13 protein-coding genes are annotated in these 12,249 nt (G+C 63.5%); 5 read left to right on the plus strand and 8 right to left on the minus strand.

Annotation, left to right across the window (positions count from 1 at the left end):
- Window positions 1-56: 56 nt before the first annotated feature.
- The 7 genes from tuf to FYJ91_RS05220 form a co-directional block, all read right to left on the minus strand.
- Window positions 57-1,247 carry an elongation factor Tu gene (tuf, locus tag FYJ91_RS05190; protein ID WP_149521178.1) on the minus strand — a complete coding sequence of 397 codons (1,191 nt, stop codon included), beginning with the start codon at window positions 1,245-1,247 and terminating at the stop codon, window positions 57-59.
- A gap of 76 nt (window positions 1,248-1,323) precedes the next feature.
- Window positions 1,324-3,417 (minus strand): elongation factor G, encoded by a 2,094-nt coding sequence (fusA, locus tag FYJ91_RS05195; protein ID WP_149521179.1) that lies wholly within the window; start codon window positions 3,415-3,417, stop codon window positions 1,324-1,326.
- 93 nt (window positions 3,418-3,510) lie between these two features.
- On the minus strand, window positions 3,511-3,981 hold the full coding sequence (gene rpsG, locus FYJ91_RS05200) for a 30S ribosomal protein S7 (protein WP_149521180.1): 471 nt from the start codon (window positions 3,979-3,981) through the stop codon (window positions 3,511-3,513).
- Between the two features lie 13 nt (window positions 3,982-3,994).
- On the minus strand, window positions 3,995-4,366 hold the full coding sequence (gene rpsL, locus FYJ91_RS05205) for a 30S ribosomal protein S12 (protein ID WP_093226361.1): 372 nt from the start codon (window positions 4,364-4,366) through the stop codon (window positions 3,995-3,997).
- Between the two features lie 267 nt (window positions 4,367-4,633).
- Window positions 4,634-4,948 carry a divalent-cation tolerance protein CutA gene (gene cutA, locus FYJ91_RS05210; RefSeq protein WP_149521181.1) on the minus strand — a complete coding sequence of 105 codons (315 nt, stop codon included), beginning with the start codon at window positions 4,946-4,948 and terminating at the stop codon, window positions 4,634-4,636.
- On the minus strand, window positions 4,945-6,237 hold the full coding sequence (locus tag FYJ91_RS05215; RefSeq protein WP_149521182.1) for a Xaa-Pro dipeptidase: 1,293 nt from the start codon (window positions 6,235-6,237) through the stop codon (window positions 4,945-4,947). The genes cutA and FYJ91_RS05215 overlap by 4 nt, the downstream gene beginning before the upstream one ends.
- Before the next feature lie 49 nt (window positions 6,238-6,286).
- Window positions 6,287-7,210 carry a cation diffusion facilitator family transporter gene (locus FYJ91_RS05220; protein ID WP_149521183.1) on the minus strand — a complete coding sequence of 308 codons (924 nt, stop codon included), beginning with the start codon at window positions 7,208-7,210 and terminating at the stop codon, window positions 6,287-6,289.
- 202 nt (window positions 7,211-7,412) lie between these two features.
- Between FYJ91_RS05220 and FYJ91_RS05225 the strand changes: the two genes are divergently transcribed.
- The 5 genes from FYJ91_RS05225 (at window position 7,413) to FYJ91_RS05245 (ending at window position 12,056) form a co-directional block, all read left to right on the plus strand.
- Window positions 7,413-8,681, plus strand: coding sequence for a L,D-transpeptidase family protein (locus tag FYJ91_RS05225; RefSeq protein WP_149521184.1), 1,269 nt, complete (start codon window positions 7,413-7,415; stop codon window positions 8,679-8,681).
- A gap of 196 nt (window positions 8,682-8,877) precedes the next feature.
- Window positions 8,878-9,525 (plus strand): murein L,D-transpeptidase catalytic domain family protein, encoded by a 648-nt coding sequence (locus FYJ91_RS05230; RefSeq protein WP_149521185.1) that lies wholly within the window; start codon window positions 8,878-8,880, stop codon window positions 9,523-9,525.
- 102 nt (window positions 9,526-9,627) lie between these two features.
- Window positions 9,628-10,599: a D-alanyl-D-alanine carboxypeptidase family protein gene (locus FYJ91_RS05235; protein ID WP_246152435.1), complete on the plus strand. Its 972-nt coding sequence runs from the start codon at window positions 9,628-9,630 to the stop codon at window positions 10,597-10,599.
- A gap of 93 nt (window positions 10,600-10,692) precedes the next feature.
- Window positions 10,693-10,965, plus strand: coding sequence for a hypothetical protein (locus FYJ91_RS05240; RefSeq protein WP_149521186.1), 273 nt, complete (start codon window positions 10,693-10,695; stop codon window positions 10,963-10,965).
- 131 nt (window positions 10,966-11,096) lie between these two features.
- Entirely contained in the window at window positions 11,097-12,056 is a 960-nt protein-coding gene (locus tag FYJ91_RS05245; protein WP_149521187.1) for an NAD-dependent epimerase/dehydratase family protein, read from the plus strand.
- Here FYJ91_RS05245 and FYJ91_RS05250 read toward each other — a convergent pair.
- Window positions 12,040-12,240, minus strand: a complete 201-nt coding sequence (locus tag FYJ91_RS05250) for a hypothetical protein (RefSeq protein ID WP_149521188.1) — start codon at window positions 12,238-12,240, stop codon at window positions 12,040-12,042. The genes FYJ91_RS05245 and FYJ91_RS05250 overlap by 17 nt on opposite strands.
- Window positions 12,241-12,249 lie beyond the last annotated feature (9 nt).

The raw sequence follows: 12,249 nt of genomic DNA on the forward strand, positions 1-12,249 counted from the left end.
GCAAACCGGCCGACTCCCAAGGGGGAGCCGGCCGGCTCGTAAGGCTTGCGCCTATATTACTTCGAGATCGCGCTGACAACCCCGGCGCCGACGGTGCGGCCGCCTTCACGGATCGAGAAGCGAAGACCTTCTTCCATCGCGATCGGAGCGATCAGCTTGACGCCGAGCTTCACGTTGTCGCCGGGCATGACCATCTCGGTGCCCTCGGGCAGCTCGACGGTGCCGGTGACGTCGGTCGTGCGGAAGTAGAACTGCGGACGATAGTTCGCAAAGAACGGCGTGTGACGGCCGCCCTCTTCCTTCGACAGAACGTACACTTCCGACGAGAAGTCGGTGTGCGGCTTGATCGAACCCGGCTTGCAGAGAACCTGGCCACGCTCGACCTCTTCACGGCCGACGCCGCGGATCAGCGCGCCGATGTTGTCGCCAGCCTGGCCCGAGTCGAGCAGCTTGCGGAACATTTCAACGCCCGTGACGGTGGTCTTGCGGGTGTCCTTGAGGCCGACGATCTCGACTTCCTCACCAACCTTGACGATGCCGGTCTCGACGCGGCCCGTGACGACGGTGCCGCGGCCCGAGATCGAGAACACGTCTTCGATCGGCATCAGGAACGGACGATCGAGCGGACGCTCCGGCTGCGGGATGAACTCGTCCACAGCCTGCATCAGCTTGAGAACGGCCTCATGGCCGATCTCGGGCTTGGTGCCGTTCAGCGCGCAGACGGCCGAACCAGCGATGACGGGGATGTTGTCGCCGTCAAAGTCGTACGACGACAGCAGCTCGCGGATTTCGAGTTCGACGAGCTCGAGGATCTCGGCGTCGTCGACCAGGTCGACCTTGTTCATGAACACGACGAGCTGCGGCACGCCGACCTGACGAGCGAGCAGGATGTGCTCACGGGTCTGCGGCATCGGGCCGTCGGTGGCCGAGACGACCAGGATGCCGCCGTCCATCTGCGCAGCGCCGGTGATCATGTTCTTCACATAATCGGCGTGGCCCGGGCAATCGACGTGCGCATAGTGGCGCTTCTCGGTCTCATACTCGACGTGCGCGGTCGAGATGGTGATGCCGCGCTCGCGCTCTTCGGGAGCCTTGTCGATGTTGGCATAGTCGACGAAGGTCGCGCCGCCGGTTTCGGCGAGAACCTTGGTGATGGCAGCCGTGAGCGACGTCTTGCCATGGTCGACGTGGCCGATGGTGCCGATGTTGCAGTGCGGCTTCGTCCGCTCAAACTTAGCTTTCGCCATTTTTTCCTACCTTCTTTCGAATCATCTTCGGGACGCGCCGCCCGATGCGGACGCGCCCATAACCTCAAAAAAACGATTACGCCAGCTTTGCCTTGACCTCTTCGGCCACGTTCGGCGGCACTTCGTCATAATGCGAGAACTGCATCGAGTACTGCGCGCGCCCCTGCGTGAACGAACGCAGCTGGTTGACGTAGCCGAACATGTTGGCGAGCGGGACCATCGCCTCGACGACCTGGGCATTGCCCCGGCTGTCGGTGCCCTGGATCTGCCCACGACGGCTGTTCATGTCGCCGATCACGTCGCCGAGATAATCCTCAGGCGTGACCACCTCGACCTTCATCACCGGCTCGAGCAGCTTGATGCCCGACTTCTGTGCACCTTCGCGCATCGCGGCACGGCCCGTGATTTCGAACGCCAGCGCCGACGAGTCGACGTCATGGTAGGCGCCGTCATACAGGTTGATCTCGAAATCGATGATCGGGAAGCCGACCAGCGCGCCCGAAGCCGCCGTCTCGCGCATGCCCTTTTCGATCGCGGGGATATATTCCTTCGGAATGTTACCGCCCTTGACCTCATCCTTGAAGATGATGCCCGAACCGCGCTCGCCCGGAACCAGCTTGAGCTTCACGCGACCGAACTGGCCGGTGCCGCCCGACTGCTTCTTGTGGGTGTAGTCGACGTCGACCGGCTTCGCGAGATATTCGCGATACGCCACCTGCGGCGCGCCGACATTGGCTTCGACCTTGAACTCGCGCTTCATGCGATCGACGATGATTTCGAGGTGGAGTTCGCCCATCCCCTTGATGATCGTCTGGCCGCTCTCATTGTCCGAAGACACGCGGAACGACGGGTCTTCGCGCGCAAGACGATTGAGCGCGACGCCCATCTTTTCCTGGTCGGCCTTGGTCTTCGGCTCCACCGAAAGCTCGATAACGGGCTCGGGGAACTCCATGCGCTCCAGGATGATCGGCGCGTTCGACGCACACAGCGTGTCGCCGGTCGTCGTGTCCTTCAGGCCCGCCAGAGCGACGATGTCGCCCGCATAAGCCACCTGGATGTCCTCGCGCTCGTTCGCATGCATCAGCAGCATGCGACCGACCTTTTCCTTCTTGTCCTTCACCGAGTTCATCACCTGCGACGCGGTCTCGAGCTTGCCCGAGTAAATGCGCGCGAAGGTGAGCGTGCCGACGAACGGATCGTTCATGATCTTGAACGCCAGCGCCGAGAACGGCGCCTCGTCGGACGACGGACGATCGGCCTCGTCGCCATTGGGCAGGATGCCCTTGATCGCAGGAACGTCGAGCGGGCTCGGCAGATAATCGACGACGGCGTCGAGCAGGGGCTGCACGCCCTTGTTCTTGAAGGCCGAGCCACAGACGATCGGAACGAACGCCATGCTGAGCGTACCCTTGCGGATCAGCTTCTTGAGGTCGGCAACCGAAGGTTCGTTGCCTTCGAGATAGGCTTCCATGAGCTCGTCGTCGAGCTCGACCGCCATCTCGATCAGGTCGCTGCGATACTTGGCAGCCTTTTCGGCCATATCGTCCGGGATGGGCTGATATTCGAACTTCGCGCCCAGGCTCTCTTCGAGCCAGATGATCGCGCGGTTCTCGACCAGGTCGACGAGACCCTTGAAGCCGCCCTCGATGCCGATCGGCAGATACAGCACCGCCGGACGCGCGCCCAGGCGATCGATGATCGAGTTGACGCAAAAATAGAAGTCGGCGCCGGTGCGGTCGAGCTTATTGACGAAGCACATGCGCGGCACGCCGTACTTGTCGGCCTGACGCCACACGGTTTCCGACTGCGGCTCAACGCCGGCAACGCCGTCGAAGCACGCAACCGCGCCATCGAGCACGCGCAGCGAACGCTCGACTTCGATCGTGAAGTCGACGTGGCCCGGGGTGTCGATGATGTTGATCAGATGTTCGGGGCCATTGCCCTCTTCGGCCTTCCACTTACAGGTGGTGGCAGCCGACGTGATCGTGATCCCGCGCTCCTGCTCCTGCTCCATCCAGTCCATCGTGGCGGTGCCTTCGTGCACTTCGCCGATCTTGTAGGACTTGCCGGTGTAATAGAGGATGCGCTCAGTCGTCGTCGTCTTACCGGCGTCGATGTGCGCCATGATGCCGATATTGCGATAACGCTCGAGCGGATGGCTGCGGGCCATGATCGTTGCTTCCTTAAGCTTATGGGGAGCCGGACGGTCCGGCTCCCCATGATATAGTGCGGTTTGTTACCAGCGAAAGGCCGAAGCCCGCTCCTACCAGCGGTAGTGGCTGAACGCGCGGTTCGCTTCCGCCATGCGGTGCGTGTCCTCGCGCTTTTTAACCGCGTTGCCGCGATTGTTCGAGGCATCGAGCAATTCGCCCGAAAGACGCGCCGACATGGTGGTCTCGCTGCGCGAGCGCGCCGCCGAGATCAGCCAGCGGATCGCCAGCGCCTGCGAACGCTCCGGACGAACCTCGACCGGGACCTGGTAGGTCGCACCGCCGACGCGGCGGCTGCGGACTTCGATGCCCGGACGGATGTTGTTGAGAGCGTCATGGAACACGCCGATCGGATCGCGCTTCGCGCGGGTCTCGACGGTCTCGAGCGCGGAATAGACGATGCCTTCGGCGATCGACTTCTTCCCGTCGAGCATGACGGAATTCATGAACTTGGAAAGGATGACATCACCGAACTTAGGGTCCGGCAGGATCTCACGCTTTTCTGGACGACGACGACGAGCCATTTCAAACTACCTCTTACTTAGGACGCTTGGCGCCGTACTTCGAACGGCTCTGCTTGCGATCCTTGACACCCTGCGTATCGAGCACGCCGCGAAGGACGTGATAGCGCACGCCCGGAAGGTCGCGCACACGGCCACCGCGGATCAGGACCACCGAGTGCTCCTGAAGGTTGTGGCCTTCGCCGGGGATGTAGCTGATGACTTCGCGGCTGTTGGTCAGACGGACCTTGGCCACCTTACGAAGCGCCGAGTTCGGCTTCTTCGGGGTCGTCGTATAGACGCGGGTGCAAACACCACGCTTCTGCGGGTTTGCTTCCATCGCAGGGACCTTCGACTTGGCCTTCTGCGGGTCGCGGCCCTTGCGGACCAGCTGGTTAATCGTTGGCATGAAGCCCTTCACCTCTTTCAGAGTGTTACTTTACCAATGCCCAACTTGCCTCCCGCCGACCAGCCGATGACCGGAAACGACGAAAATGCACGAAAGCCCCGGCGATCCTGCGACCTCCCGAAACCTTCTCACGCATCAGCAATGTTCAAGCTCAGCCCCGAACACGGCGAACCGGCCCAGAGCAGAGGGCGCGCCTATAGGTGAGGAGTCGCGGCGGGTCAACCGAGTCGCCTGCCGAACGCGCTCGCCACGGTCGGGTCGTGCTCCCTAGTCGGTCTCGCCCCTGATCCATGCAAGATAGTCGGCTGATCCCGCGCTGACGGGCACGACGACGACCTCGGGCACATCATAGCTGTGCAGCGCGCGGATTCGTGCTTCGACCGCCGCCGAGAGGCTCGACCGGGTCTTGATATGGAGCAGCACCTCCGCCGCGCGTTCGACGGCGCCCTGCCAGCGGTAGATGCTCGTCACCGGCTGCATCTGCACGCACGCGGCAAGGCGTTCGGCGACGAGCGCCTCGGCGAGGCGTTCCGCCTCCCCCGCCGAGCCGCAGCTCGTGAAGATGATGACCGCCTGCGTCAGCGCGACACCCCCGCGACCAGTTCACCGCCCTTGATGACCGCCACCGGATGTTCGAGCAGGCGAACATCCTTCGACGGATCGCCTGCCACCGCGACGATATCGCCATAATGGCCGGGTTCGAGCGAGCCGACGTCGCCGGGCTTGCCGAGCGCCTTGGCGGCCTCGCTGGTCGCGGCGCGGATCGCCTCGGCGGGGGTCATGCCCCATTCGACCATCTTGGCGAACTGGAGCGCATTCTGCCCCGCCGGGAAGACGCCGGCATTGTCGGTGCCGAACACCATCTTCACGCCCGCCTTCCACGCATCGCGGAACGTCTCGCGCTGCTTGCGGCCGATCGCGCGCTCCTTGTCGAGCGACGCCTTGGACAGACCGTTCTTCTCGCCTTCCGACAGGATATAGTCGTCGTCATAGATATCCATCGAGAACCACGCGCCCGATGCCTTGGCGAGCCTGAAGCTTTCGGCATCGGCCAGGCTGGCATGCTCGATCGTGTCCGCACCCGCGCGCAGGGCGTCGTTGATGCCGCTGGTGCCGTGCGCGTGGACCGCGACCTTCATGCCCAAAGCGTGCGCGGTTTCGACCAGCGCCTTCATCTCGTCGAGCGTATATTGCTGCGCGCCGACCGCGTCGGTGCGCGAGAGGACGCCGCCGGTCCCGCAGAACTTGATCACCTCCGCGCCGTATTTGCGCATCCAGCGGACCTTGGCGCGCAGAGCCTCGGCACCGTCCGCGACCGCAGGATTGTCGATCTTATCGAAGCTCTGCGGGAGCCCTTCGGTCCCGTCGCAATGGCCGCCGGTCGCGCCGATCGCATAGCCCGAGGGGACGATGCGCGGTCCGGGGATATAGCCGTCGTCGATCCCCTGCTTGAGCCCGACATCGGCAAAGTTCGCGCTGCCGACGTTGCGGATTGTCGTGAACCCCGCCCGGAGCATCTTTTGAACATTGTGGACGCCCACCGTCATCCAGAAGGCGTCGCTATGTTCGAGCGCGGATTGGGTATCGATCGTCGGGTCGCCGGTGACGTGGACATGCATGTCGATCAGGCCAGGCAGGATCGTGACGTCGCCCAGGTCGATCCTTTTCGCACCTTCAGGGATCGCGATACGCATGTTGTTGCCGGTCGCCAGCGCGGCCACGCGGCCGTCGGTGATGACGACGATCGGAGCATCGAGTGTCTTGCCGCTGGCGGGATCGAACAGATGGGCCGCGGTGACGACGGTGCTCGCCGCGAAGGATGGCGTAGCGAAGGCACAGGCCACAGCGGCGGCCAGCAGGCGAAAGCGCATGAAATCCCCTTTTTGTCGGGGATAGCTGATCATCAGGCCGCCGCCCGAGTCAACCCTTGGGCTTAGCCTGCGGCTTGATGTAGATCGCGCGGATCGCCGGCCAACGGCTGCGCAATTCGGTCTCCGCCTCGGCGATCATCGCCTCGATCCGGCCGACGGGGACATGATCTTCGAAATCGACAGAGAGACCGAGGAAGATGTTGTCGGGGCCGATATGGATCGTCGTCACCTCGTTGACACCTGTGACTTCGGGGCGGCCGTTGATCGCCTTGCCAACCGCTTCGACCATTACCGGATCGGCGGGCTCCCCGATCAGCAGATCCTTCGATTCCCGCGCGAGGACGAAGGCGACCGTCGCCAGCGCGATCCCGATCACGACCGAAGCGACGCCGTCGAAGCGCGCATCGCCCGTCACCAGACTGGCGGTGATGCCGAACCCCGCAACGACGAGGCCGAACATCGCCGCCGAATCCTCGAACAACACGATGAAGCTCGGCGGGTCCTTCGACCGGACTATCGCCTGCCACCAGCCCAGGTCGCCCCGCGATCGATCGAACTCGCGAACCGCGATCCACCAGCTGCCGCCCTCGAGCAGTATCGAGAAGGCCAGCACGACATAGTTGATCATCGGCGATCGGATCGGCTCGGGCTCCAATATGTGGAGCACACCTTCGTAGATCGACAGTCCCGCGCCCGTCGCGAAGATCAGGATCGCGACGACGAAGCTCCAGAAATAGAGCTCGCGTCCATAGCCAAGCGGATGACGCTCGTCGGGCGGGCGCTTCGATCGCTTCTGCCCGTAGAGCAGCACGATCTGGTTGAGGCTGTCGACGACCGAGTGGAAGCCTTCGGTCAGCATCGCCGACGAACCGGTGATCGAGGCCGCGACGAACTTGGCCACCGCGATGCCGAGATTGGCGCCGAGCGCGGCGTAGAGGGTCAGCTTGTTGCCGTGGGGCGTATCACCGCTCATGCGAATATGCTTGTCATGGGACGGCCTTTGTAGCGGCGCCGCGCCCGCACGGAAGCGGCCGACGAAAAAGTTTCGACAACACCGCTTTTGAATTGCGCAGGAACGAAATAGTTCCTATGCAGCGAGCATCTATATTTGCGCATCGATCCGGATCGGTTTGCGCACATCCACGTTATTGGCGGACCGGTTCAGGAGGTTCGCCATGTTTCGTGTTGCTTCTCGGAAGAGCGTATCGCCCACCAATTTGTGGGCTGAGCGTCGCAAGCGCCAGATGCGCGCCACCCGCGTCATCGCCGCCCTCCCCGTCATCGCGCTGGTTGCGATATTGCGCGGCAACGCCCCCGCACAGGCTGAAGAGCGCCCATCTGTCGACACGATCGAGATGGCGCGCCCCGCCCCCGTCGAAGGCCGGTGGTCGGTCGGCGACGCCAAGGATCTTCTCAAGGCTGTAGAAGCGTCGGCCGCTGAAGGGCTCGACCCCGCCGATTATTCGGCCGATGCGCTGCGCAGCGCCGTTGCGACCGGACAAAAGGGCGATGCGCTCGATCAGCTCGCCAACGGCGCCGCACTCCGCCTTGCGCACGATTATGCCGACGGTCGGATCGACGACAAGGCCGCATTCGACTGGCATATCCAACCGCAGACGGACCTAAACGCCCTGAAGGTTGGGCTGGATCAGGCATTGGATGACGACAAGGTCGACACGTGGCTGGACTCGCTCCTGCCCGACAACCACCAGTATCGCGCGCTCAAGGCCGCTTATGCCGAGGCCGACCCGGTCGACAGCGCGAGCCGCGCACGGTTGGCCGCCAATATGGAGCGCTGGCGCTGGATGCCACGCGACCTGGGCGATCGCTATATCTACGTCAACGTGCCAACTTATCAGCTCCAGGTGATGGAGGATGGGCGCGAGGCCGCTATCTATAATGTCGTGGTGGGCGCGCCGAAGACCCCCACCCCGCAGTTGCTGCTCCACGCTTCGTCGGTGGTCGCCAACCCAAGCTGGACAGTGCCGCAGAGCATCATCAACAAGGGCGAGCTTGGCCGTGGCGTCGCCGCGTTCCGCCGCCCCGACGGCAGCATCGGCTATCGCCAGCCGCCGGGACCGCGTAACGCGCTGGGCCAGATCAAGATCGACATGCCTAATCCCTATGCGATCTACCTGCACGACACGCCGACCAAATCAGCCTTCGCACGCGACAAGCGCGCGCTGAGCCACGGCTGCATCCGGGTGCAGAACATCAGCGAGCTCGCTTCGTCTCTCGAAGGCGACAGCGGCCAACTTAACGAGGCGCTCGCCCAGCCCAAGACCAAGGTGCTGCAGCTACAAAAGTCCATGCCGGTCTATATCGTCTATTTCACCGCACAGGCCGACGCCAACGGGACGATCCGCTATCTCGACGACCCCTATGATCGCGACACCAAGATGACCGCGCGGCTCAATCCGCACATGCAGATGGCTTCGAACTGAGACGAAAACCCGCCCTTCCAACTTGAGTGAAGGAAGGACGGGAAATTCGACGAAAGACTAAACATACCGACGAACCGTGTGACGTTTGAGGTGAAACCTCTGAAAACTGGGGAACAAACGTCCACTCGTTGATCGAAATCGTTAACCATCCCTGATAAAACGTCTTCATTAGTAAGCGTAATGAGCGGGTGGGTTAGTGACCGATTTGATCAACACGCCGGTTAGCCGGCGCGGACTGCTGGGTGCGGGCATTGGAGCGGGGCTCGTCGGGGGTATAGCATTGGCGGGCAGCGGCACGGCCGTTGCCGCGACGATCGGCCGCCCGGTTCTGCGTCCCGAAGTTCGGACCCGCGCGCTCGCCGCGATGAGCCGCCATATTAGCCGCATCAAATGCCGTGACGTGATCGGCATCTGCGATTTCGACGAGGCTTCGTCGTCGCCGCGCTTCCACCTGCTGGATGTTCAGTCGGGTAAGCTGGAGAGCCTGCTGGTCGCCCATGGCCGTGGTTCGGATCCGGCGCACACCGGATGGCTGAAGCAGTTTTCGAACGCCCCGGGATCGGCCGCCTCGTCGCAGGGCGCTTTCGTCACGGCGGAAGAATATGTCGGCAATCATGGCCGCTCGCGCCGCATCGACGGGCTTGACCCCACGAACAGCAACGCCCGCGCGCGCGCGGTCGTGGTCCATGGCGCCTGGTATGCCGAACGGCAGATGATCGCGCAGCACGGCAAACTGGGCCGTTCGGAAGGCTGCTTCGCCTTTGGCCAGAATGACCTCAATTATGTCATGCAGCGCCTTGGCCCCGGCCGCCTGATCTATGCCGACAAGGTCGACCGTGCCTGAAATGAGTCCAATCGTTTGATCCGGGGCCGCGTGACGACTGTCCCATCCCGGAAAAACGGCGTAGATTCAATCGCATCTAGTCGATAACAAAGGGGACTGGATGTGGCGAAACGGCTCACGACATCCCGCGCGCTGGCTCTGACTATTGCGGCCGCGCTGCTTCCGACGACGTTCGCGATCGTGGCGACACCCGCCACTGCGGCGAGCCCGCTCGGCCCCGCGCGCTTCGCGACGGTGCTGATGGACGCGGACAGCGGCGAGGTTCTCTACGAGGAACAGCCGACCGCGATCCGGCACCCCGCCTCGATCACCAAGGTGATGACGCTCTATCTGGCGTTCAACGCGCTCGACGCGGGGACGCTGCGGATGGACGATCGCGTGCCGATCTCCTGGCATGCCGCAGGGCAGGCGCCGTCCAAACTGGGCCTGCGCTCAGGCCAGTCGATCAGTGTTTCGGACGCGATCGGCGTAGTCGCGGTCAAATCCGCCAACGACATCGCCGTCGCGCTAGCCGAGAAGATCGGTGGCAGCGAAGCGAACTTCGCCCGGATGATGAACCAGCAGGCCCGATCGCTGGGCATGCGTCAGACCAATTTCGTCAACGCCAGCGGTCTGCCCGATCCCGCACACTTCACGTCGGCGCGCGACATCGCGACGCTGTCGGCCGCCTTACTGCGCAATCATCGCCAATATTACGGCAATTTCAGCGCGCTCAGCTACAGCTACGGCAAGCTGCGCATGGCCAATCACAACCATCTGCTGGGCAATTATGTCGGGCTCGACGGGATCAAGACCGGCTTCACGGTCGACAGCGGTTTCACGCTGACCGCTTCGGCCGAGCGTAACGGGCGCCGGCTGATCGCGGTGGTGCTTGGCGCCCCCACAGGCTGGTCGCGCGACCGCGATATCACCCGCCTGCTCGACAGCGGTTTCACCGCGCTCCAGATCCGCGCACAGGGTGGGCAGCCCGACATGACGGCCCTGCTCGCCTCGTCGGGCTTCGCGCTCAACCGATCCGAGCGGCCGATTCCCGCGATGATGCTCAATCCCGTCCAGCAAGGCGACGCGGATTAACGTTCGCTGACAACCGCGTTCAGCGCGGATTCGAGCGAATCACGCCATCCTCCTCCTTGCCCGATCCCCCCGGGCGGCAAGAGGATGTTCGTCATGAAGATCGCCCATATGCTCACCGCCGTCGGCATCGCCATCGCGTCGCTCGGCGTTGCCGCTACCCCCGCACAGGCCCGTGATGGCTGGCATGACAGCCGCGACCATCGCTGGGATAATCGCCGCGACTGGCGTGACCATCGCCGTTGGGACAATCGCCGCGACTGGCGCAACGAGCGCCGCTGGCGCGACGGACGCGGCTGGTATGGCAACCATCGCAACCGCTGCTGGACCGAATGGCGCCGTGGCAACCGTGTCCGCGTCTGCCGCTAACCTCGCCCCACCTCCTGTCGTCATTCCCGCGCACGCGGGAACCTATCCAGTCTGCCCGCACGAGAAAACATTGGATAGGCCCCCGCCTTCGCGGGGGTGACGATGCGGCGGTTCCCATTTAAATGCCCCGCATGCGCGTGCTTCTGACAGGATCGAGCGGATGGCTGGGCCGCTATCTCGCCCCTTTGCTCCGTCGGTCGGGGCATCACTGCGTCGGACTCGACGTCGTCGGTGGGCCGGATACCGACGTGATCGGCAGCGTCGCCGATCGTGCACTGATCGATCGCATCTTCGGCGAACATGGGATCGAGGCGGTCATTCACGGCGGCGCACTCCACAAGCCCGATATCGTGCGCTTCCCCGTGCAGAGCTTCGTCGACACCAACGTCACAGGCACGCTCAACCTGCTGGAGGCGGCGGCGCGGGCCGGGCATGATCGCTTCGTCTTCACCTCGACCACGTCGTTGATGATCACCCAGGCGATCCGCGACGAAGACGGTGACAAGGCGGTATGGCTGACCGAGGCGACCGGCCCCCTCGCCCCGCGCAATATCTACGGCGTCACCAAGCTGGCGGCCGAAGGGCTTTGCCGGCTCTACAGCGCCGATCACGGCCTGAACGCGATCGTCCTACGCACCGGGCGCTTCTTCCCCGAGGAGGACGATACGCATCGCGCGCTTTCCGGCGAGAATATGAAGGCGAACGAGTTCCTAAACCGGCGCCTGACGGTGGAGGATGCCGCCGCCGCGCACCTCGCCGCGCTGGAACGCGCGCCAAACATCGGTCACGACATCTTCATCGTTTCGGCCGCAACGCCCTTCACGCCGGATGAGGCCGCCGAGCTCAAGGCAGATGCCCCTTCGCTGATCGTGCGCCATTTCCCCGACGCGGCCAAACTCTACGCGGCACGCGGCTGGTCGCTGCCCCAAAGCATCGGACGCGTCTATGATGCGGGGCACATGGAGCGACGGCTGGGTTATCGATGCCCGACCGATTTCGCCGCTATACTCGATGCCCTGCGGTCGGGCACAGAAATGCCCTTCGCACACGACGCCGACTACGTTTCGCCGATGATCAGCCGAGCGAGTTGAGGATAACCGCCTCTACGACGCGCTCCGGCATTGGGAGCAGCTTGCCGAGGCCGGGAGCCTGCTCCTCCCCCTGAACCGCGACATCGTCATCAAGGGTCGCGCGGTGCCATTGCAGCAATGCGAAGCAACCAATCCAGATCAACGAGGCGAGCAACAGCCCCGGCACCATCTTCTTGATACTCAAAACGCTTCC

This window comes from Sphingomonas montanisoli (genome assembly GCF_008274695.1).
GTDB lineage: Bacteria > Pseudomonadota > Alphaproteobacteria > Sphingomonadales > Sphingomonadaceae > Rhizorhabdus > Rhizorhabdus montanisoli.